Below are 22905 nucleotides of genomic sequence, written 5' to 3' on the forward strand. Positions count from 1 at the left end.
TTTTCATTCAACTGTAATTTTTTAGTTATGCAGCCACTTCCCTACTTTCCTTATGTGGATCAGCACATGCAGGTTGAAGATGTTACCATCGGCGAGCTTGCCAAACACATCCCCACCCCTTTTTACTGTTATTCGGCGCAGGCTATTGCCAGTAATTATCAGCGTTACAGCGACGCGTTTGCAGGGCTGGATAGCTTAATTTGTTATGCCGTAAAAGCCAACTCCAATCAGGCAATTTTAGCCACCTTGGCACAATTGGGTGCCGGTGCCGATACCGTATCAGAGGGCGAAATCCGCCGCGCGCTGGCCGCCGGCATCAAGGCGGAAAAAATCGTCTTCGCCGGCGTGGGTAAAAGCGAGCAGGAAATCCGCTATGCCCTGGCCCAAGGCATTTTGCAGTTTAATGTCGAGTCGGAGCCGGAATTAGAACGCATCAGCGCGCTGGCGGTGGAAATGAATACCACGGCCGCATATCCATTCGCGTTAACCCGGATGTTGAAGCCAAAACCCATGCAAAGATCACTACGGGTCTGGCGGAGAATAAGTTCGGCATTAATATCGATTTGGCACCCCAGCTTTATCACAAGGCTGCGACACTGCCGGGTATCGAAGTCACCGGCGTGGATGTGCATATAGGCTCACAGCTGATTAACCTGGAGCCATTTGCCGCCGCCTTTGCCAAGGTCGCGGAATTGGTAAGCACCTTAGAACAACAAGGGATAAGCATAAAGATCATCGATATCGGTGGCGGCCTGGGCATTAATTATGGCGAGCACAGTGATGAACCGGATATCAGCACCTACGCCGAACATGCCAAAAAACACCTCGGCCATCTTGGCTGCAAGATCATCGTCGAGCCAGGACGCTCCATGGTCGGCAATGCCGGCGTCCTGGTATCGCGGGTGGAATACGTTAAAACCGGGCAAGAGCGCACCTTCTTGATCCTCGATGCCGCCATGAATGACTTGATCCGTCCGAGCATGTATGACGCCTACCATCACATTGCTACCGTGGAGCAAAAACCCACGCAAGCGGTTTATGACATAGTCGGTCCGGTGTGCGAAACCGGCGACACCTTCGCCAAAAACCGTCGCCTCGGTCACTGTGAGCAAGGCGATCTGGTTGCCATTATGGGCGCAGGTGCTTATGGCGCGGTGATGGCTTCACACTATAACTCTCGCCTTAATGCCCCCGAGGTCCTGGTGAGCGGCAGCGAATACAGTATTATTCGCAAGCGCATCGACTTTGATGCCCTACTAGCCATGGACACCCTGCCGCCCTGGCTTTAATCGGTTGGCCAAGAGCAATAAAGCGCCCTTCCGGGCGCTTTTTTATTCCCGGCTCACCGCCGTCCCCCGCAACGCACAAGCACCACGGCCACCTCATCAGCGTCTTTTCTTATGCAACTCAGGGGCATAACCAAGCCTATCCGGTTATGTGGGCCATAAAAAAACGGCATCAAAAGATGCCGTTTGGGTTGATACCCTGGCAGGGGTATCCTGTGTTAGTCGTTACTTATCATGAGCCAAAATGGCTTCATAAACCCGGGTTATCACCGAACCGTATTGCCCCGTTTCAAACTCTTTGCCTTTAAATTTATAGTTGCTGTCCGAGCCTGTTACTTCGCTGTGACGCGCATTGGTAAAAAGCACAATAGCTAAATCATATTCCGGGTCTATTACAGTCACCGTGCCCGTCCAGCCGGTATGCCCGTATGCCCTAGGGCTTGCGTAGGGACCAAAGTGCCATTTGCGAGCACCATTGCCGGCGCGACGCCAGCCCAGGCCATAGCTTTCATCCGTTGCCGTGGGCTTAATAAACTGATCGACCACCTCGGGCCTTATTAACTGCACTTCACCATAACTCCCCCGGTTTAGCAACAATTGCGTGAGTTTTGCCACACTTTGCACATCGGCAAACAAGCCCGCATGTCCGGCCACCCCGGCCAGAGAGTAAAACGCCTTTTCATCATGTACTTCCCCTTGCAGCACATAATCCCGCACACCCTCGAAATTCACCCGGCCACCGCGGGTATTGCCTTCAATCTCGGTGGCTGCTATCTGCGAAGGCTTAAAACCCTTTTGCAGCGGATTAAACACCAGGGTATTGAGCCCCAGCGGCGCATACAAACGGCTTTCCACATAGGCATCGAGAGGCATGTTAGTAATGCGCTCTATCAAGATAGCCAAGAGCATATAATTGATATCGCTGTAAAGGTGGCGCTGAGCTCGCATCATCTCAAAGGGCACGCCACGGATTAACAGCTGTTTAGTATGCTCGCTATTCAGGGAATAAAATGGCCTGCCGAGATGATTATCGGCGCGATGAAAGTCGACCACGGCAGGGTAACCGGCACTGTGGGTGAGCAGGTCTTTTACCAGCCGCACCTCGCGTCCCTGCCCGATATATTCCGCCAGGTAATGGCTAATGGGCTTGTTAACATCGAGGCGTCCCTGCGACACCAGATGCATCAGTGCCAGATTGGTGGCAAACATCTTGGTGTTGGAGGCAATATCAAACAGGGTATCAACGGCCATGGGCTGTGCGGCTGAAGATTCTTTGCCGTGGTGCGCACGGGCATAACCATAGGCGCTGAGCTTAACCAGCTCGCCCTTGTAAACCACGCCCAGCACGGCACCCGGAAAACCTAGCTCCACTTCTTGAGCAATTAAGGCATCCACCGCGGCAAAGTTGATAGCCCCGGGATTGGATTTAAGCTTGGGTGCGGGAATGCGAATACTCAGCTTGGCATTCTCGGGAAAGACCGACTTTATATGCAAGGTATTGACCCCGTCTCGGGTGCGCCGTGCCAGCGAATACCGGTAACTGTGGCCAGCCTTTAAGGGGCGGGCGATATTAATGGTTTCGCCATTAATGAGAATTTCGGCGCGCTCGGCATTAATATTATCTATGATGATCTCGCCACGACGGCGATACCCCTTGAACTGGTATTTGTTGTTTACATCGATCCGAGAGCTGAGCTCCTGCTGCGGGTATTCGATATAAAGCTGCTCATGGCCAAGGGGTGCATACCTCTTTGGTTCGCGTGCCAACCGCTGGTAGAGCGCAAAGTTTTTATCGGCCTGATTGGGCTTATAACGTTTAAGCAGGGCGAATAAAACGGCCGCCGTTTTCCCGTCCGCCTGGGCATTCATTTGCCAAGGTAAAAAGTGCGCCTGAAATGCCGCAAGCACATCCTGGGTTTGTTTATCCAGCCGAGCCGTTGGCGCAATGTCATAACCATAATCCGCCAGCGCGCGCTGCATCACCGCCACCGAAGGCGGCGCGGCGCTAAAGTGGTGCCAATAATATTCCACATCCTGCTGTTGATACCAGGCGCCAATGCCCGCCTTATAGAGCTGGTACCAGGGAAAACGCGGACCCGGATCGAGCTTACGCCCCGGCGCGATATCCGCATGCCCCACCACCTGGGTCGGGCCTATATCGGGATTACGCGCAAGAATATCCTGGCTTAAGGCGATTAATAACTCGATTTGCTTGGGATCGTAGTCGGGGAACACGCAGAACGGCTCAACACTGTATGTTGCTAAGTGCGTCGCTTGTTGTCCAGCTATGGGCTCGCCCTTTTCGTTAAGCTCCGGAGCGCTGCAGCTGGGCACGTTTACCACCTCAATACCGATGGAATGGTCGTTTAAGTCGGTGCGCCCCTGCCAGTAGCTATCTCCTGCATGCCAGGCCCTGTCTTGCTCTTTAACTAACTGCAGTACTTCCAGTTCACGCTCACCATAGCTGAAATCCTGGCTTTCGGGCACCAGGTAATGGGCGCTTAAACCGCCTTTTTCCACCAGCACCCGCTCGGACTTTTCATAGTCTATGGCGGTGTAATGCATCACCAAGAATTTGATACGCTTGGAATAATTGTGTGACTGTTTAAAGTTGTAGCCAGAACTGCAGCTGCTCAGTAAATATATCAGCGGCACCGACAGCAAGCTCTTGTAGGCTAAATGCAAAAATTCTTTATTCATACCAACCTGTAGTGAAAAAACTATGTTTAAGCACAGTGTCTTGAGCTGATATACGCAACAACAGCCCCCAAACTTAAAGCAATATTTTATTTCCTTAAATTTACAACAAGCAGAACATATATTCTAAAAATTAATTTCCCCTATGCTAAAAGGCTAATGAAAATAGCTTAGATTATAAGTTCAAACGCTTAGCTAAAGACCTTTTCATCCTGCCGCCAATGCCGTAATGATAAAAATTTTTTATTCCTTTTATTTGGAATATTGAGTTAAACTTTGCCATTACGTCGTTGTTAACATGTGTACCAAGCGATAAAAGGTATCCATAAGACAGAGAAACCTAACAATATTAAGTAACTTCTTATGTCGACATTTGTAAAAATTAGAGCACTGCGTAAGTCCTTTTCCAGTAGCGAAGCAAAACTGGCCGATTTTACGCTGAACAGTGCGAATGCCATTCGCGATCTCTCCTCCATCGAGTTGGCCAAGGTGGTGGGGGTCAGCCAATCGAGCGTGGTTAAGTTTGCCCAAAAACTGGGTTATAAGGGCTTCCCCGCCTTTAAGCTGGCGGTTATTGACGCCCTCAACTCGGAATCTCCCGCTCCTAAGCTGCACGGTAAGATCACCCTTAATGATAGCCTAGAACAAATTGCCGAGAAGCTGTTAAGCAGCAAGATGGCGGTTCTTACCGAGACTAAAAACCTCAACGAAGCCGAAGCCGTCGAGCAGGCCGTGGTTTTACTTAAAAATGCCCGTCGCGTCGCCATTTGCGGTTTGGGTGGCTCGGCCCTGGTAGCCAAAGACTTAGCCTATAAGCTGCAAAAGTTAGGCATAGCCGCCATCGCCGAAGCGGATGGTCATGCCCAGCTGGCCTATGTGTCCACCCTGGGCAAGGACGATCTGGTGATTGCCATCAGTGAATCGGGAAAAACCAGAGAGGTAGCGGAAGCGGCGCGTCAGGCACAGCAGAATCATTGCCCTGTGATTGCGGTGACCAAATTTGGCTCCAGTCCGGTGGCGGATTGTGCTTCGGTTAACCTCTACTCGGTGGCCGAGGAAGAATCTATTCGCCTAAGCTCAATTCTGGCGCGCACGGCGCAAGACTTTGTGATCGATATTCTCTTTATTGCCCTTACTCAGGCGACGCGCCCGCGACGTAAGTTGCTGGAACACTCCAATGATGTAGTGAAGGCGTTCCGCGAAAATTAATCGCAAACGTGTTTAAATTAAAAAGGGCCCGGTTGGGCCCTTTTTATTATCTCTGCATTGCGTACTAAGGATACAGCAAGTATTTTTGCCGCGCCGCTTTAAAGGCATCCAGGCCAGCTTGCCAGCTCTTTCTAATCTCGGCCTCGCTTTGACCAGACTCAATTGCCAAGCGCAAAGCATCGGTTCCGGCGAGCTTATCCATAAACCCGGCACTGGTAAAAAACGCCTCGTCCTGCTCGACAAAACGCTCATAAGCGCTGATCAGCCAGCCTAAATCCAGCCCCCTGACCTGGCTTTGACGCAGGTCCAAGCCCTTGGCAATTAGGCCTTCCAGTTTAGGGGAGCTGGCCGCGCCAACAATGGAGCGTGGAGAGAAGGTAAACTCGCCCAGAGCCACCTTGTCATGACCTAACACCTGAAACGGAAAGTCCGTGCCACGACCAATACTGACCGGTGTTGCCTCAAAGAAGCACAATGACGGATACAGACCTATGGCTTGATCGTTGGGCAGGTTAGGGCTGGGTTTAATGGGCAGAGAATAGCGCATATCCCGAGAGTAATTCGCCACGGGGACCACCGTCAGCTCGGGATTCATTCCTTCATCGAGCCAGTTTTCGCCGACTATCATCTGTGCCAATTCGCCTACCGTCATGCCATGCAGCACGGGGATAGGGTGCATGCCAACAAAGGAGCGAAATTGCGGCTCCAGTATCGGCCCGTCGACATAGGCGATATTGGGGTTGGGTCTATCAAGCACGATAAATTCTGCCTTGGCCGCGGCGCTGGCCTGCATCATATAGTGCATGGAGCTAATGTAAGTATAAAAGCGCACACCCACATCTTGAATATCGAAGAGCACCACATCGACCTGGCTCATCGCCTCTTCGCTGGGCTGTTTGTTTTTACCATAGATGGAGACGATGGGCAGGCCGGTTTTTGCATCAACTCCCGAGCTGATATGAGCGCCGGCATCCTGATTGCCGCGAAAACCGTGCTCCGGAGCGAAAATAGTGGTGACCTTAACCTGTTTTGCCAGCAAGGCATCCACCAGGTGAGTGCCGCCCACGGTAGAGGTTTGGTTGACTACCAGGCCAACGCGCTTACCTTTGAGCAAGGGCAGGTATTGTTCAAAGCGGCTGGCGCCGACTTGAAGCTCGCTCTGTTGAGCCTGCACGCCGAACGCGGTCAAACAAAGCAAAAAGAAGACAGTTAATAAACCCAGACGCTTAAGCATCGCCGTCGGCCTCTTGCACCGCCGAGCGTAAAAAGCCCTTGTTGTTATCCAGTAAGGCCTTGCCCTCACTCGCGGTTTTACCGGTCAGTAACATTAAAATCGCCAGTTTGGCACTTTGCTCACTCTGCGCCAGCGCCTCGACGGCCTCCTGCTCAGAGCACTCGGTGGCCTGCATCACGATACGCACAGCACGGGCCTTGAGTTTATCGTTACTGGCATTCACATCCACCATCAGGTTGCGATAGACCTTGCCTGAGCGGATCATGCTGGCGGTGCTGAGCATATTCAGCACCAGTTTCTGTGCCGTGCCGGATTTTAAACGGGTCGAGCCGGTCAGCGCTTCGGGGCCAACCACGGCTGCCAATGGAATATCTGCGGCATTAAGCACCGCGGAGTTTGGCGAGCAACTAATGCCGACGGTAACACAGCCTTGCTGGCGAGCGTATTTGAGCGCCGATACCACATAGGGTGTGCGGCCACTGGCGGCAATCCCCACTACCACATCATCGGCACTAAGGTTATGTGACTTTAGGTCTTCAATGGCCATAGCGGCATTGTCTTCGGCCCCTTCCACCGCCTTTTGAATGGCACGCTCACCGCCGGCGATAATGCCGACGACTTGACCGGGTGCAACACTAAAGGTGGGCGGACATTCGGCGGCATCCAGCACCCCTAAACGGCCACTGGTTCCGGCGCCGATATAGATTAAACGCCCGCCCTTACTGAAGGCCGCCACTATGGCATCGACCGCCTTGGCGATATCGGCAATAATCTCCCTGAGTGCAGGGGCAACCTTTTGATCTTCGTCATTAAGTTTACGCAGAATGGCCTCGGTAGGTAATAAGTCAATATCCAAGGTTTGAGGATTTTGCCCCTCAGAGACTATGGTATTTAACTCCCTCAATAACTTTGAGTTATGGTCACTTTGTAAACTCATGTACTTATTCCAATTATTAATTTTTTAATGCCAGCAAATAGGCGCCATCCAGAGCCGTGCCTCGGGCGCGCTGCATTAGGGTCTGACACCAGGGTGCCAATAATGGGGCCGTATTGTCGGCTAATCCACCCAACAATACCACCGGCAAATCATAATCTCCGCGGGTATCGCGGATCAGTTGCTCCACCGCTTCGGCATGGTGTTGCAGTATTGCCTCGGCAAGAGCACATTGCCCTTGATGGGGCCACACCTGCTCACTCAGGCCAGCAAAGTCCTGCACCCTGGCGGCGCTTAGCCAGCCACTGAGCGCCGCGCGGTTGCGTCCGACTCTTTGGGCTACCCCCTCAAGCAAGGGACTGAGTTCCTGCTGCCTATCGATTACCTGCATCAGGGCCTGCACCAGCATGGCACCTAAGCGTGCACCACCGCCTTCATCTCCCAGGGTAAAACCCCAGCCTCCGACCAGGTGTGTGCTGCCACCGGCCAGCAAGCGAGTGCCCACGCTGCCGGTACCAAGGGCAACACAAGCAACCGGAGCGCCTAAATTGGCGCCATAGGCGGAGGTTATAGCGTCGCTGAATACCTCGACCCGAGCCAAACCAAGTGCCTGTAAACGGCTGACTAGTTGCTGTTGATTATACGGATTCCCGGCACCGGCAACACCGGCGACGCAATTGATCCGATGCGCTAATATGCCCGCACCGTTAAGTATGGTTTCCACCTGCGCGCACAGGGCATCACAGCCCTGTTGCAGATCATGACCCAGTGACGAGCCCTGCCCCCTTTGCTCCTGCACCACACGACCACTTGCGTCGTACAGGCGCAGTGCCGTTTTTGTGCCACCACCGTCGATGGCCAACACCCAGTTAGCCATGACGCACCTCGTGATTGATGGGGTTATTGGTTGATTGATTAGTCGCCGCGCTCAATGCCTGACCTGCCGCTTCAGGCTTGCGACCCAGGGCACAGACCAGGGTGGCTAACGCGGTGCCGACACACAGCTGCCAGGTAAAACCTAGGTTAAACTGCCACGGGCTCGGCAACAGCATTGCTTGCACATAGGGTTGCATTAACAGGGTGGCCACAAAGCCGACAATAAGGGCTGCGAGCACCGACGCTTCGCTGCCGCGGCCCAGGAATAAACTGGTGAAGTACACCCCCAGCAGGCCAGAGTAGGAGAACACCATGACGCTCAGGGCAAACTTCAACAGCGGCATCTGCGAATATTGCTGCCAGAAGTAACATAGAATGGCCATGGAGCCCAGTGCCAACGACACACCCAACATGGCAAAGCGCCCCACCAGCACATAATGATGGTCTTCTTTTCGTGCGTCACCCTGCTGGCGCTGACGCTTTTCATGCCAGGGCCGGTAGATATCCTGCACCACCACGGAGGCCATGGAGCTAAGCCCTGAGTTCAAGGTGGAAATAGCGGCGGCAATAATGCCTATGGTCACCAGGCCCTTTACTCCTGCGGGAGTTTCGTTGAGAACATAGTGCATAAAGACGGTGATTTTTTCGCCCTGGAATTGCCCGACATTGGCCCCGGCAACGGCCCCTCCGGCAACCCATTCGGTGGCTCCCAGCATGATGTCGGGGCGCTGATAAAACACAAATAAAAGCAGGCCAATGACAATAAACAAGAACATCACGGGGATCACCATGGCGATGGAAAGCATAATGGCACGACTGCCGGAGCGCGCGTCTTTACAGGTCAGCACCCGCTGCGTCATGTCCTGATCCAGACCGAAGGCGGCAATGTTTAACAGCACAAAGCCGGTCAGTACCGACGCCATGTTAAACACCCCGGCGGCGGAAAAATCCAGGTCAAATTTAAACAGGGCCAACTTGGAGCCCTGCTCCGGCCCTGGATTTTGCAGCGCCTCGATAATGGTTGAAAAATCGGCGGGAATAGCCAGCCATAAACTGACAATCACACACACAGCGGCACTGGTGTACACCAAGCACTGGATCACATCGGAATAGATGACGGTACGAATGCCACCAAAAATACTGTAGGCAAGGCCAATAACCACCAACACCAGGGTGGCCATAATCACGCTGCTGGGGGCGATATTGCCATAGAGGATCATGGCCACGGCAATGGCGGCCATATACAGGCGCGCGCCGCTGGCAAACACCCGCCCGAACAAATACATCAGGCCGGCACGGCGTTTGGCCTTGGGGCCCACCTGCTGCTCCAGCAACTCGTAAACGGTATAGACACGATATTGATAAAAGCGCGGAATAAGCACCTGCGCCACCACCAGGGCCGCAATAAAGGCGCCTATGTTGGTGGCTAAATAGGACAAATCTCCCTGATAGCCTTGATCCGGGCCACCGATAAAGGTGGCCGCCGATTGCGAGGTGGCCAGCACAGACACAGCCACCATCCAGGTCGGCATGGCATTGCCACCGAGAAAATACTCCGCCGAGGTGTTAGCCTTTTTGCGGTTAAACCACCAGGCTGTGAGTGCGATGAGCAGGGCATAGGCGCCGAATACCAGCCAGTCAAGCGCTTCATAATGTGCGTTTATCATTAGCCCGCCTTGTTCTTATCTAAGGGCGGCAGATGCCAGGGCGCTTGCTTTAGCGCATATTCCATGCGCGGCAAAATCACCATCAGGGGTTGTTTGTCTTTATCCAGCCAACGCAACAGGGCATCCATATCCGCCTCTGCCATGGCGGTGCACCCCGCCGTGGGCTTATCCGCGGCGCGCCACAAGTGCAGAAAAATACAGCTGCCGGCACCGCTTATATTCTCCGGGTTATGGGCAACCAGTATGCCCTTTTTATATAAGTCGTCCTGGCTGTGAATATCGCGGCGCATGGCCTCGGATGAGCCTTCTACCGCCGTTTCACCCACCACCTTGGTGTTGACCAACTGATTGTAATAGGGTGAGCCGTTAACATCGATGCAGTAATCCCCCGCATCCATAGGGTGATAATCCAGGCCGGTGACGAGCGTCTGCAAATAACCAAAGGCATTCCCTAAGCGAAATACCCCGGCGGGCGCCTTGCCATCTCCCTCAACCTTCTGCAGGCCTTGCTGGTGCTCGTGTAAACCAATCCCCCAAGCTAATCCAGTGCGGCCAATCACCACGGCGCTGGGTTCACTCATTGCTTGCCATTGATTGTCTTCATCGCGCTCGAATAAGGTCATTTCACCTTGAATATCTGTCCAGGAGTCGGTTACCACCACAACCAGTTGCCGGTTTTCTTTTTCTATCGGCCTAGCTTGCACGCTAGCGCACAGTAGGCTTGCCCCTAGCAGCAACATAAAGTTTTTAAACGGCTTCATTGTGCACCGCCCGGGGCGATACGTTTAATAGCATAGGTTTTATCTAAGTAGGAGGTATCGGCGTTTAAATACAGCGGCAACAAGGGCGTCACGGACACGCCGTTAAGCTCACCATCGTAAAAAGCGCCATCCTCCTTTAAGTAACCAAGCCCTTTTACATCATGGATCACATAGGGCTGGCCTTGATAATCACCGATATACATCATCACATGGCCAGGAATATAAATAAGGTCGCCCACCTGCATCTGTGCCAGCACCTGCTGCTTTTGCTCCAGCGTGGCATCGGCCTCGAAGCGCCAGTTATAACCATAGTCTCCCTTGCCCTGCCATGAAGAATTACGCGGCATCATCACGCCAAAGGTTTTATAAATCTCGCCGACAAAGCCGGTGCAATCCCGGGCATTGTAATCGTGCCCCCAGCCATAACGCTCGCCTAAAAACTTAAACCCCTGAGCGATAAGGTTATGCCGGGTAAGCGGCAAATAGCCAACGCTAACATCGCTGGAGCGCGGTAACAGCGCCTTCTCAAAGGCCAGGGAGCCGTCCCCATTGCGCACCGGCAGCTTGACGATATAGCTGGCAAAACTGTTCTGGCCGTGAGTCAGGTGCTCAATGTTCTCTTGTGGCATCAGCGTCAAACGCACGCCCATATCCAATTGCACCTCTGAAACCCGTGGTTTATTGGGCACGAAGCTAGTGTCCACCTTATCGCCGCTGACAATGATGAAGTCCTTGGCCTGCATATAATCGACAATGGTATCTTTATCCCCCAAGGCGATGGCCGACTTTTTCACCCAGGCGGTGTAGTTGTAGGCGGCCACCAGATACCAGAGCCCATCCGCGCTTTCATGCAGCACCGCCACCGCCTCACCGGGGAAGGCGCCACTTTCCTGGAAACGATCCAAATCCGCATCCATTTCCGCGTTTAACACCCGGTCATCGGTGGGAAAGGTGCGTAGCGACGTGCGCTCAACCACCATGCCAAAGCGCACTTTATTCTTGTCCTGCACATGGGCTTTATTGGTGTTGGTGTGATAGCGCGCAAAGTCCTCGTCTGTGAGTTGGCGGCCATCTGTATAGAAACGCGGACTGGAAGGAGTCGAACTGGCTTTTTGCAGATGTTGGATCAGCTGGTCACGGGTGAGCTCATCCGCATAGATCAGAGGGTCTGTGACATAGGGATTATTGGCAATCAGTTTGCGGTTAAAGGCCTGGATTTGCCGCTCACTCATCAGCGGCGCATTATCCGCCTGCTGTTTTAACCAAAAAGCCGGAGAGAGCATGGCCGGCTGAACCAAAGGCACATCGCTGACAAAGGGCGCCGTTTGCTGAGCGTATGCCAGACCGTGACTGCACAGCAGCAAGGCCGCCGAAATGGCTGCACTGAGAATAGATTGGGCTTTGTTGTTCATTATTGTCTCTCCCCTTCGCCTTCGACGCTAAGTCTTTGGCGTTAAGTCGCAGGTCTTTGTCACCAGGTTTTAATACATGAGATTACTGTATAGTCGCAGGGGAAACAAATATTTCAAGGTGAATATTTGTTGGGAATATTTTATTAAAATCAACAACAGGCGAATGCCTTGAGGCATTTTTAGGTCAGTGCCTTACGGCAACACTGGTTATAAAAGAGAGATCTTGTCGGGCCGCCGACTACGACTTAGAGGAAATAGGAAGAATAGTGCTAATAATTCATCCATGAAGCAGGGTTCCTGTCGGCGTCCCCGTTCCTCACAGAGCTCGTCACCTTCAAGCGGCGAGAGTGAAACTATTCACTCTCTTGTTTCCGCTTTCAGCCATGCCTCCACCTCCTCGCGCTGCGAAGCGGTGCTTCGGTCACTCGTCGCCCCTAAGAACCCCAAGGCGCCCCAACATTGCATTATTTCCTCAACGCGCTTTGAGAAATGAACGTAACCAACATGCACAGGGCGGCCCCTCTCCTCGCAGAGCTCGTCGCCTTCAAGCGGCGGGAGTGAAATTGTTCACTCCCTAGTTTCCGCTTTTAGCCATGCCATGGGCATGTTTTCGCCCGCCATCCCAGCGGGCGATTACTCTTCTCGCACCCCGTTTCGGATGCAATGTAAGGGGATAAGGCTGATACACCAGCGCTCTGCAGAAAAGTTATCGCAATCTGTTATGTCATTTAGTACAAAAAGCGGACTTTAACGCCCGCATAAGGGGCTGATTATTGTTGGCTAAAATGTGAAACGAAGTGGAACCGAGCCAACAATTAGCAGTCCCATTACTTGATGCTCTTGTTAGGCATTACTTTAAACCGAACAAATTTATTTCTATTGATGAAGCTGAGTCAACATCTGAAAAATCTCGACACACAATTACTTTTGTAAAGTTTTTTTCTGCTTCGACACTATGGTTATCAACATCAGAACTACATTGTTGTTGGAATATACCTTTTTCGTTACGAATGACAGCATCAACTCTATACCTTTCAAATTCGGGGCTACCAGTAACTTTATACTCACCAGCGATAATAAAGTTAGAACCTTCAACTCGACTAACTTTACTTATGACTTTGAAACTTTCGATTTTTGTAGGAGTATAATCCTGCATTTTCTCATATTCATTGGGATTTAAATATTGAGCAATTAGGATGATGATAGTTATTGATAAGCCAAATCCCAATCCCCATAAGAATCCATTTTTCAAATTTTCCACACGCTCTCCTTGTATGCCTAACAGTATATTAGTGCGAATTCCCGGTTAAGGAAGTTATCCACGACCTCACCTTTTCCCACTAATAAAATTTTTATTTAATAATAGCAAAAAGTTATCAGGTGTTATTCCCACAAGCAATCAAGAAAGAAGCCAAAGAAACATGCCTTCACTTATTCGAGCCTCGCTTGGCTCGCTATACACGTTTAGTACCAGCAGCCTATCGTACACATCCAAACTCACAGGTATCACACTTCCCGTTTAGATTCGCGCTTTCGATCTCAGTTTTTGTTGCTGAGTGTGCTTGTGACAACGAGATAGGGACATCGAGTTAGGTTTACCGAGGCAGGCTGAAAGCGGAAACAAGAGAGTGAATAGTTTCACTCTCGCCGCTTGAAGGTGACGAGCTCTGTGAGGAACGGGGACGCCGACAGGAACCCAGCTTCATGGACGAATTATATGCACGATGGTTATGAACTCCCCCTTCGGTCACTCGTCGCCCAACGCGACAAGATCTCAAATTGAAAACCAATGCTCTTGTGCACCAAGAAGCATGCTTTCAACAATCTTTAAAAAAGGTAATTTTGAGATAAAAGAAGAGTTATTGAAGTGCAGAAACAAAAAAACCAACTTTCGTTGGTTTCTTCTCACTTCTTAAAAAGAAGTGGCGGACGCAGGAGGATTCGAACCTCCGACCGCCTGGTTCGTAGCCAGGTACTCTATCCAGCTGAGCTATGCGTCCGTTATGTTCTTGAACCTTAGGTTCGAATTTGTCACTTGAATTATGGCGGACGCAGGAGGATTCGAACCTCCGACCGCCTGGTTCGTAGCCAGGTACTCTATCCAGCTGAGCTATGCGTCCGTTTCATAAAAAAGTGACTTTAGATAATAGACCATCTTGAAGAAAGATGGCGGACGCAGGAGGATTCGAACCTCCGACCGCCTGGTTCGTAGCCAGGTACTCTATCCAGCTGAGCTATGCGTCCATATCTAAATACAAAAACAATACCATTTAAAAATAAATGGCGGAGAAGGAGGGATTCGAACCCTCGATAGGGCTACAAACCCTATACACCCTTAGCAGGGGCGCGCCTTCAGCCACTCGGCCACCTCTCCGTCTTTGTGGGGCGTATAATAAAGGCTTGAGCAAATATGTCAAACACTTTTCTATGAAAATCAGCCTATCTGCTCAGAGATTGCGCAGCTGGCTATTTATGGCATAAAAAATGGCCTCAATGGGCCATTATCTCGCTACTTTTATTCTTTTGCCCGCCCCTAACAGGCTTAGGAGATTATGCGCCGCTGCCGCCTACCAGCAAAGGAAGAGCATGTGTTTTTCCCTTGCCATCCAGGGCGCTATCCAGCTCACTCAAGATTTGGTCACGGTAACCCTGGCGCTCAAATTCGATAATACAGGCGCGATAATAGGCGGCCCGCTTGTCATCCTTGGGTATTTCCGGCAAAAACTCTTCGTAATCCATTACATTCATCCCCATTATTGTTTTTCTGCACTTTCTTGCCAATCCCCCAGGCAAATCCTAAGCACTGCGGTAATGGCTGAAAATTGTAGTGCATTACATCTTGGTGCGCAGCTAGGATAAAAGCACTAATTTTTACAAATAAAAATAAAATATCTTATAAATCAAAAAGATAAGTATTTATACATGAGTGTCAGAGCGGAATTTTAGGCCTTAACGAGGTGCTTTTTGCGATATCTCGCACAAGCTAATACCAATTCTGTTAACTAAGTGCTCAGATATAGCACTGAATAAATGTGAATTGGTATAAATACAAAAAACGCGGCCAAGGCCGCGTTTTTAAGGGTTAGACGTTCTTACTTAGTCTTGCTGTGGACGCATATGCGGGAACAAGATCACGTCTTTAATCGTCGGTGAGTCGGTGAACAACATCACCAGACGGTCAATACCGATACCCTCACCCGCCGTCGGTGGTAAACCGAATTCCAAGGCACGGATATAATCGTCATCGAAGTGCATGGCTTCGTCGTCACCGGCATCTTTTTCTTCTACCTGACGGGCAAAACGCGCCGCCTGGTCTTCGGCGTCGTTCAACTCCGAGAAACCGTTTGCCAGCTCACGACCGCCGACGAAGAACTCGAAACGATCGGTTACGAATGGGTTTTCGTCGTTACGACGTGCAAGTGGTGATACTTCCCACGGGTACTCGGTGATAAAGGTCGGTTGAATCAGTTTGTGCTCAGCCGTCTCTTCGAAGATTTCACACATGTACTTGCCCGCACCCCATACGCAGTTTTCAGGGATCTTCACGTGTACTTGCTTAGCGTACGCAATCAGCTGTTCCATGTGATTCTCAGGGTCGGCAAATACCGCCGCATCGAACTCTGGGTTGTACTTCATGATGGCATCGGCCATGCTCAAGCGGGTGAACGGCTGACCGAAATCGTATTCTACGCTATCAACTACTTCGCCATCGGCATTCTTCGTGGTGTTTACAATCGTTGTTGTGCCCAACACATCTTGTGCCACCGTACGTAGCATGTCTTCTGTGATGTTCATCAGGTCATTGTAATCCGCGTACGCTTGGTAGAATTCAATCATGGTGAATTCTGGGTTGTGGCGCGTTGACAGACCTTCGTTACGGAAGTTGCGGTTGATCTCGAATACACGGTCAAAACCGCCCACCACTAAACGCTTCAAGTAAAGCTCAGGAGCGATACGCAGATACATATCGATGTCCAGGGCATTATGGTGGGTTACGAATGGACGTGCCGATGCACCGCCAGGAATAACCTGCAGCATAGGCGTTTCCACTTCCATAAAGTCGCGCTCAGCAAGGAAACGACGAATACCTTCGATCACCTTAGAGCGAATACGAAAGGTCTCGCGGGTATCCATGTTGGTGATCAGATCCACATAACGCTGACGGTACTTGGTTTCTTGGTCCGACAGGCCGTGGAACTTTTCTGGCAACGGACGCAGTGACTTGGTCAGCAGCTCATACTCGTGCATGTCGACGTAAAGGTCACCCTTACCCGATTTATGCAGCGGACCAGATACGCCAATGATGTCGCCGATATCAAGCTGACCATACTTTTCTTTCAGGTCTTTTTGTACGTCTTTTGAAGCATATGCCTGGATGCGGCCTTTCATATCTTGTAGTACAAGGAAAGGACCACGCTTGGCAAGAATACGACCGGCAACGGCAACCTGATGGTCTAGCTCTACCAGCTCTTCTTTCGATTTATCACCAAATTCTGCTTGAAGATCAGCTGTGTAGTGTTTTCGGCGGAACGTATTCGGGTGGCCGTTTGCACTACAATTTTCGCGAATAGCGTCGAGCTTGGCGCGACGCTCTGCAATTAATTTGTTTTCGTCTTGGTTTTGATCTGTCATTTTCTAGCTCTATTAATTTGGCGTTAAATTACAGCCCTGATTTCAGGCTTGCTTCAATAAACTTGTCGAGATCACCGTCTAATACGGCTTGGGTATTGCGGTTCTCAACTCCGGTGCGCAGGTCTTTAATACGCGAATCATCAAGGACATAGGAGCGAATTTGTGAACCCCAGCCAATGTCTGATTTGGCATCTTCCTGCGCTTGCTTCTCGGCATTTTGCTTTTGCAACTCAAGCTCAAACAACTTGGCTTTAAGCTGTTTCATCGCCTGGTCTTTGTTTTTGTGCTGCGAGCGGTCATTCTGACACTGCACCACGGTATTGGTCGGCAAGTGCGTAATACGCACCGCAGATTCGGTACGGTTAACGTGCTGACCACCGGCACCCGATGCACGGTATACATCGATACGCAAATCGGCCGGGTTAATATCGATCTCAATGTTGTCATCGATCTCTGGGTAAACGAATGCCGAGGCAAACGAGGTATGGCGGCGACCACCGGAGTCGAACGGACTCTTACGCACCAAACGGTGTACGCCGGTCTCTGTGCGCAGCCAACCATAGGCATATTCACCACTGATCTTCACCGTGGCGCCCTTGATACCGGCCACATCGCCGTCGGTCGCTTCTACTATCTCGGCCTTAAAGCCTTTCGCTTCGGCCCAGCGTAAGTACATACGCAGTAACATGTTACACCAGTCTTGTGCCTCGGTGCCGCCGGAACCGGCCTGCAGGTCCAGATAGGCATCATTGGCATCCTGGGCGCCGCTAAACATACGGCGGAACTCCAACTGCTCCAGGTGAGCGTTAAGATCTGCAAGCTCGGCTTGCGCTTCGGCAAAGGTTTCTTCGTCTTCGGCTTCAACCGCTAACTCCACCAGACCTTCAACGTCCTCGGTACCGCCATCGAGCTTCTCGATGGTTTCCACTATGGCTTCCAGGCTCGACTTTTCTTTACCTAGGGCCTGAGCGCGCTCCGGCTCATTCCACACCGCAGGATCTTCAAGTTCGGCATTGACCTCTTCTAAACGCTCTTTCTTGTGAGCATAGTCAAAGATACCCCCGAAGAAGCTCAGTACGTTCGCGAATTTCCTTGATTTGGTTAATCACAGGATTCACTTCAAACATGCATGTTACTCCGCAAAAAATAGACTCACGCCCGCATAAAATTGGCGCGTCAATAAAAGCGCTCGATTTTAACAAATAATTGTCGAATTTATTAGCGCTTTTATACGAATTAGTACAATTTTATTGGCCCTGGTTAGGGCCGTGTGATCAGCCGCGTTTTTGCATTTCCCGCACGATTAATTGCAGCGAGAACTGGCCACGAAACTCATTGATATCGAGCTGATAGGCCAGGTGCACATGACGTACCTGAGCATCGGGCCAGGCACGCACATCAATATTAAAGGCGATGGCGTCAATAACCCTGCCACTTTGATGGCGCAGCACCAGCTTCAGGTGCTTGTCGCCCACCACCCTTTGTTGCAACAGCTCAAAGGTGTGCTCAAACACAGGCTCGGGAAAGTGCTGGCCAAAGGGACCTGCCTGGCGCAGTAGTTCGGCAAAGTCGAGGGTGAAACAATCCGCCGGCAGCTCGCCATCGGTGAGCAATACGCACTCCTTGGCTTCTTCGGTGAGCTGCTTGGCCACTTCCTCGACAAACGCCCGTTGAAATTCACCAAAGCGGGCCTCTTCTATGCTCAATCCGGCGGCCATGGCATGACCACCAAACTTGATGATCAGCCCCGGATGCTGGGCATCGAGGTGCGCCAGCACATCGCGCATATGCACTCCTTCGATGGAACGACATGAGCCCTTGAGATGACCATTGTCCCCGGCGGCAAAGATAGCGGTGGGTCTGTGGTGCTGCTCTTTTAAACGCCCGGCAAGAATCCCTATCACGCCTTGGTGCCAGTCTTGCTGGTACAAACACAGGGCGTCAGGAACCTCGTTAGAGCCCAAAGAGAGCCTGCTCAGTGCCGCCTGCGCTTCTTGCTGCATGCCCTGCTCTATTTCTTTACGCTCGGCGTTAAGGGCATCGAGCTCACCGGCAATACGCCGAGCCTGATTGAGCTCCGGCGCCAATAAGCAGGCGATGCCTAAACTCATATCGTCCAAACGCCCGGCAGCATTCAGACGGGGCGCTAAGGCAAAACCAAAATCGCTGGCACTAAGGCGAGCGCGGTTACGTCTGGCCACCTCAATCAGGGCATCGATACCCGGACGGGTGCGGCCACTGCGAATGCGCGCCAGACCCTGATGCACCAGGGTGCGATTGTTGGCATCCAGCGCCACGACATCGGCCACCGTGCCCAGCGCCACCAAATCCAGCAAGTTCCCCAGGTTAGGCTCTGCCTGACCCTGCTTTGCAAACCAATTCGCCTCACGCAGCGCATGGCGAAAGGCAATCAACAGATAAAATGCAACGCCGACACCGGCGATGGACTTGGATGGAAACTGACAATCATGACGATTAGGGTTCACTATGGCGTCGGCGTTGGGCAGACGCTCACCCTGGAGGTGGTGGTCGGTGACCAGCACCTTAATGCCCGCTTCTTTAACTCGCGCAATACCGTTAATGCAGGAAATGCCGCTGTCGACGGTGATCACTAGATCCGGTGCCAGGGCAATTATATGCTCGGCCAGCTCGACACTGAGTCCATAACCAAAATTAAAACGGTCGGGCACCAGGTAATCAAGCCGGGTAAAGCCAAACATCTGCAGACCCTGCATCAGGGTTGCGGTACTGGTGGCACCGTCGGCGTCGAAGTCACCAACAATAAGTACCTTTTCTTGTTTTTTCAGGCTCTCTAACAGCAGTGCGGCGGCTTTGTCGATATCGCGAAAGAGACGAAAATCATGCAAGGTGCTGACACTGTTATCGATTTGAGCCGGGTCGCTGACCCCCCGGGCCGCATAGAGTTGACGAATAACTGGGTGTAATTGAGCGCTTAGGTGGGAATCATCCACGCGCTGACGAGCGGTAATGGTAGTTTGCGCCTGCAAGGCTCGACTCCATGTTTCTAAAGGCAAAAAAACAGGCCTGCGGCTAAGGGCACAAAGCACCTTAGCTTACAGGCCTAGCTGTAATCCGATTAAGATTTAGATTTTATCTGGTCAATGGCGACGCTAATAGCCGCTGCCGGTTGATAACCAGGGATCATGCTGCCGTCAGACAAAATAATCGCCGGTGTACCGCTGATACCAAAGCTTTGTCCTAGCTGATAATGCTCCGCCACCGGGGCATTACACTGCGCCACCTCTTCTGGCTTGGAGCCGGCTTTAGCATCGGTCAGTGCTTGTTGCTGATCCTTGGCACACCATACGTTCATTAGATCCGTATAACCCTGAGAGCCCATGCCGCCACGAGGGAAGGCCAAATACTGAACTGTGATACCCGCATCTAGGTAATCGTCTAGCTCCCGGTGTAGCTTACGACAGTAACCACAGGTGATATCGGTAAACACGGTGATCTTGCCTTTTTCTTTGTCGGCCTTATAGACGATCATCGAGTCCTTGTATTGCTCCACTCCTTCAAGACGCACGTCGCTTAACGCGGCCTCTGTCAGGTTTTCTTTATTTTTTAAGTCAATCAGAGTGCCTTGAACCAGGTAGCGACCGTCTTCACTGGCATAGAATACGCCGCGATTGGTGATCACCTCAACCACACCGGCCAGAGGCGTAGTATTTACTTTCTTGGCATTCAGACCCAATTGGGCAAACTGGGCTTTCACTGCACTGTTACCTTCAGCCACCGGTTGCGCCGCCGAAACATTGACGCTAGTAGCCGCACTAACACCGGCCAAGGCCAGTGCGATAAATAAATTTTTCATAATATATGTCTCTAAAAACTTCTAGTCATACTACCTAGACCGTGAATCAGCGATAAAATTCACGCCCTAAGCTTTACGACCTAGTCCTAAGCTTGATAGCTAAGCTCGGGGGTGATGAGTTTGATGCACTAATTTTAGTCTTTCGTTGGCCACATGCGTATATATCTGTGTGGTCGACAAATCGCTGTGACCCAGCATCATCTGCACTACACGCAAGTCGGCACCATGATTAAGCAAGTGAGTTGCAAAGGCATGACGCAGGGTATGCGGCGACAGATCTGATTTAATGTTCGCCAACATAGCATAGTGTTTGATGCGATGCCAAAAGGTTTGCCGCGTCATGCCGATCCCTCGTTTCGATACAAACACAAAATCCGTGGCGTGTTTTATCAATGCCGGGCGCGCAAATTTCATATAGCGCGCCAGCCAGTCAAGGGCCTCTTCGCCCATGGGCACCAAGCGCTCTTTACCACCCTTGCCCTTAACAAAGACCACCGCCTGGTTCTGATTGACATGCTCCAGGCGCAGGCCGATAAGTTCACTGACGCGCAGTCCGGTGGCATAAAGCAGCTCTAACATGGCTCTGTCGCGCAGCCCCATGGCATCCTCGCAATCGGGCGCCGCCAATAGGGCTTCAACATTGGCCTCGCTCAGGGTTTTCGGCAGTGCCTGCATGGCCTTGGGCCGGCTAATGGTCTCCAGAGGTGAGCGGGTCAGGCGTTTGTCTGTGATTTGATGCTGGTAAAAACGCTTTAAGGCACTGATACTGCGCGCCGTGCTGCGCGGGCTTAACCCCAGGTCAACCCGATAGGCCAGGTATTGCTCCACCTCCTGGGTATCCACATCCAGCAGCGCCCGGGGGGCAATAAAGTCACTGAACTTTTTCAAGTCGGTGCGATAGGCGGACAAGGTATTGTCGCTGGCCCCGCTTTCAAGAAACAGCGCATCCAAAAACTGCTCAATATGCTCTAGGTTATCCGGGTGTGGCGGCTGCTTACTCACGTCAATGGCCATAAAGATTTATATTAATTGCATCATATCAGATAGATACTCGGGGCACGATACGTTAGACTTCGCCCTATCAATGGCAAGCGATGTGATAACGATGAAGATTGGTTTATTTTACGGCTCGACCACCTGCTACACGGAAATAGCGGCAGAAAAAATCCGCGATATTATCGGTGCCGACGTTGTTGATCTCTTCAATATTAAAGATGAAGCGCTGAAAACGGCCGAAAACTATGATTTTGTCATGTTTGGCATTTCCACCTGGGACTTCGGTGAAATTCAAGAAGACTGGGAATCGCACTGGGACGACATTAAAGACGTCAACCTGACGGGTAAGGTCATTGCCCTGTTCGGCATGGGTGACCAACAAGGCTATGGCCAGTGGTTCCAAGATGCCCTTGGCATGCTTCATGATGAAATCGCGCCGCAAGGGGTGCAATTTATCGGTTACTGGCCTAACAGCGATGAGTATGAGTTCGAAGCGTCTAAAGCGCTTACCGAAGATGGGTCACACTTCGTAGGCCTGGCCCTTGACGAAGACAGCCAGTATGAAAAAAGCGATGATCGCATTACCAACTGGGTGGAGCAGATCATGACCGAATACGCCGAGCTATAAGTACATTAGAAACGTAAATAAAATTCACGGCAAAGGCGTCGATAGCCCTCACTGTAGTCGTCGCCTGCGTGGATCACTAGCAGCTCTCGCTTAGACTCACCCGCGTGCCAGCTAAATTGCATCAGCCAACGACTGACCGCTTTACGTTCGGTGCTTTTTACCTCGCATAATCGCCGTAAATGCCCACCCGCCTGCTCAACCAATTGCACCAAGTGTTGCCCCTGCTCGCAAGGAAGGATCACCGCCAATTCACTGTTGGCATGGCCCACCCTTTGCCATAAATCGATCAGCGCCGAAAACGGCAAACTGTCGGTATGACGCGCAAGGTTGCGTTTGTTGTCTTGCGCCTTTAAGGCATTATCGAAATACGGCGGGTTACTGATCAGTAGATCAAACTTACGCTCACTGTCAAAATGCTGCGCATCTGCCAATGTGACTTCAATATCCGTCCAGGGGCTTGCCGCCACATTGCTCTTCGCTTGAGCAACGGCATCCGGCTCTATATCTATGGCTTGCACCCTGGCGGAAGGTGCGCGTTGTTTACACATCAGCGCCAGCAATGCGGTGCCTGTGCCCACATCCAATACATGTTGAGCCGAACCCAGCTTGGACCAGGCCCCGAGCATAATGCCATCGGTGGAAACCTTCATGGCGGTGCTGCATTGAGCGATAGAAAATTGTTTAAACTGAAAACCTGCCACTTTAGACCTTTGTGTTTGCGCATGTGCCACGTATAAT

The 22905-nt window shown here is 51.5% G+C and carries 19 protein-coding genes and 4 tRNA genes; 4 read left to right on the forward strand and 19 right to left on the reverse strand.

Annotated features, from left to right (window positions below; all coding sequences use genetic code 11):
• The first annotated feature begins 66 nt into the window (after positions 1–66).
• Both C2M29_RS16855 and C2M29_RS16860 read left to right on the forward strand, forming a co-directional pair.
• Positions 67–636 (forward strand): diaminopimelate decarboxylase family protein, encoded by a 570-nt coding sequence (locus C2M29_RS16855; RefSeq protein ID WP_325050607.1) that lies wholly within the window; start codon positions 67–69, stop codon positions 634–636.
• Positions 519–1289 carry a hypothetical protein gene (locus C2M29_RS16860; RefSeq protein WP_325050609.1) on the forward strand — a complete coding sequence of 257 codons (771 nt, stop codon included), beginning with the start codon at positions 519–521 and terminating at the stop codon, positions 1287–1289. Before C2M29_RS16855 ends, C2M29_RS16860 begins: the two co-directional genes overlap by 118 nt.
• 222 nt (positions 1290–1511) lie before the next feature.
• On the opposite strand, the gene pbp4b is transcribed toward C2M29_RS16860, so the two are convergent.
• Entirely contained in the window at positions 1512–3986 is a 2475-nt protein-coding gene (gene pbp4b, locus C2M29_RS15520; RefSeq protein ID WP_105190647.1) for a penicillin binding protein PBP4B, read from the reverse strand.
• A 360-nt stretch (positions 3987–4346) separates the two neighbouring features.
• Here pbp4b and C2M29_RS15525 point away from each other — a divergent pair, with 360 nt between their 5' ends.
• Positions 4347–5192 (forward strand): MurR/RpiR family transcriptional regulator, encoded by an 846-nt coding sequence (locus C2M29_RS15525; RefSeq protein WP_105190648.1) that lies wholly within the window; start codon positions 4347–4349, stop codon positions 5190–5192.
• Between the two features lie 64 nt (positions 5193–5256).
• On the opposite strand, the gene C2M29_RS15530 is transcribed toward C2M29_RS15525, so the two are convergent.
• The 17 genes from C2M29_RS15530 to xerD form a co-directional block, all read right to left on the reverse strand.
• A complete protein-coding gene (locus tag C2M29_RS15530) occupies positions 5257–6426 on the reverse strand; it encodes an exo-beta-N-acetylmuramidase NamZ family protein (RefSeq protein ID WP_105190649.1) in 1170 nt (389 codons plus the stop codon).
• A complete protein-coding gene (murQ, locus tag C2M29_RS15535) occupies positions 6419–7363 on the reverse strand; it encodes an N-acetylmuramic acid 6-phosphate etherase (protein ID WP_105190650.1) in 945 nt (314 codons plus the stop codon). Before murQ ends, C2M29_RS15530 begins: the two co-directional genes overlap by 8 nt.
• A 16-nt stretch (positions 7364–7379) precedes the next feature.
• Positions 7380–8237, reverse strand: a complete 858-nt coding sequence (locus C2M29_RS15540; protein WP_105190651.1) for a BadF/BadG/BcrA/BcrD ATPase family protein — start codon at positions 8235–8237, stop codon at positions 7380–7382.
• Positions 8230–9900, reverse strand: a complete 1671-nt coding sequence (locus tag C2M29_RS15545) for a sodium:solute symporter (RefSeq protein WP_105190690.1) — start codon at positions 9898–9900, stop codon at positions 8230–8232. Before C2M29_RS15545 ends, C2M29_RS15540 begins: the two co-directional genes overlap by 8 nt.
• 2 nt (positions 9901–9902) lie before the next feature.
• Complete coding sequence (locus C2M29_RS15550; RefSeq protein WP_105190652.1) at positions 9903–10664, reverse strand: L,D-transpeptidase family protein; 762 nt, start codon at positions 10662–10664, stop codon at positions 9903–9905.
• The gene (locus C2M29_RS15555) at positions 10661–12076 is read right to left on the reverse strand and encodes an SH3 domain-containing protein (RefSeq protein ID WP_105190653.1); all 1416 of its coding nucleotides are present in this window, start codon (positions 12074–12076) and stop codon (positions 10661–10663) included. Before C2M29_RS15555 ends, C2M29_RS15550 begins: the two co-directional genes overlap by 4 nt.
• Positions 12077–12926: 850 nt before the next feature.
• On the reverse strand, positions 12927–13337 hold the full coding sequence (locus C2M29_RS15560) for a hypothetical protein (RefSeq protein ID WP_105190654.1): 411 nt from the start codon (positions 13335–13337) through the stop codon (positions 12927–12929).
• A gap of 662 nt (positions 13338–13999) precedes the next feature.
• Positions 14000–14076: transfer RNA gene (locus C2M29_RS15565), tRNA-Arg, on the reverse strand.
• A gap of 43 nt (positions 14077–14119) precedes the next feature.
• Positions 14120–14196: transfer RNA gene (locus C2M29_RS15570), tRNA-Arg, on the reverse strand.
• A 47-nt stretch (positions 14197–14243) separates the two neighbouring features.
• Positions 14244–14320 (reverse strand) — tRNA-Arg (locus tag C2M29_RS15575).
• A 37-nt stretch (positions 14321–14357) separates the two neighbouring features.
• A tRNA-Ser gene (locus C2M29_RS15580) sits at positions 14358–14450 on the reverse strand.
• 176 nt (positions 14451–14626) lie between these two features.
• Positions 14627–14815 carry a hypothetical protein gene (locus C2M29_RS15585; protein WP_105190655.1) on the reverse strand — a complete coding sequence of 63 codons (189 nt, stop codon included), beginning with the start codon at positions 14813–14815 and terminating at the stop codon, positions 14627–14629.
• A 357-nt stretch (positions 14816–15172) separates the two neighbouring features.
• Positions 15173–16708 (reverse strand): lysine--tRNA ligase, encoded by a 1536-nt coding sequence (gene lysS / locus C2M29_RS15590; RefSeq protein WP_105190656.1) that lies wholly within the window; start codon positions 16706–16708, stop codon positions 15173–15175.
• 28 nt (positions 16709–16736) lie between these two features.
• A protein-coding gene (gene prfB, locus C2M29_RS15595) for a peptide chain release factor 2 (protein WP_105190657.1) occupies positions 16737–17835 on the reverse strand; the annotation gives its coding sequence in 2 pieces (ribosomal slippage) (positions 16737–17759 and positions 17761–17835; 1098 coding nt in all).
• Between the two features lie 147 nt (positions 17836–17982).
• Positions 17983–19716, reverse strand: a complete 1734-nt coding sequence (gene recJ, locus C2M29_RS15600) for a single-stranded-DNA-specific exonuclease RecJ (protein ID WP_233998448.1) — start codon at positions 19714–19716, stop codon at positions 17983–17985.
• 89 nt (positions 19717–19805) lie between these two features.
• A complete protein-coding gene (dsbC, locus tag C2M29_RS15605; protein WP_105190658.1) occupies positions 19806–20543 on the reverse strand; it encodes a bifunctional protein-disulfide isomerase/oxidoreductase DsbC in 738 nt (245 codons plus the stop codon).
• Between the two features lie 99 nt (positions 20544–20642).
• Positions 20643–21557, reverse strand: coding sequence for a site-specific tyrosine recombinase XerD (xerD, locus tag C2M29_RS15610; protein WP_105190659.1), 915 nt, complete (start codon positions 21555–21557; stop codon positions 20643–20645).
• A 91-nt stretch (positions 21558–21648) separates the two neighbouring features.
• Between xerD and fldB the strand changes: the two genes are divergently transcribed.
• Entirely contained in the window at positions 21649–22167 is a 519-nt protein-coding gene (fldB, locus tag C2M29_RS15615; protein WP_105190660.1) for a flavodoxin FldB, read from the forward strand.
• 5 nt (positions 22168–22172) lie between these two features.
• Here the strand turns inward: fldB and C2M29_RS15620 are convergent, their stop codons facing one another.
• Complete coding sequence (locus C2M29_RS15620) at positions 22173–22898, reverse strand: tRNA1(Val) (adenine(37)-N6)-methyltransferase (protein WP_325050608.1); 726 nt, start codon at positions 22896–22898, stop codon at positions 22173–22175.
• Positions 22899–22905 lie beyond the last annotated feature (7 nt).

Source organism: Pseudoalteromonas sp. T1lg48 (genome assembly GCF_002964785.1).
Classification (GTDB): Bacteria; Pseudomonadota; Gammaproteobacteria; order Enterobacterales; family Alteromonadaceae; genus Pseudoalteromonas.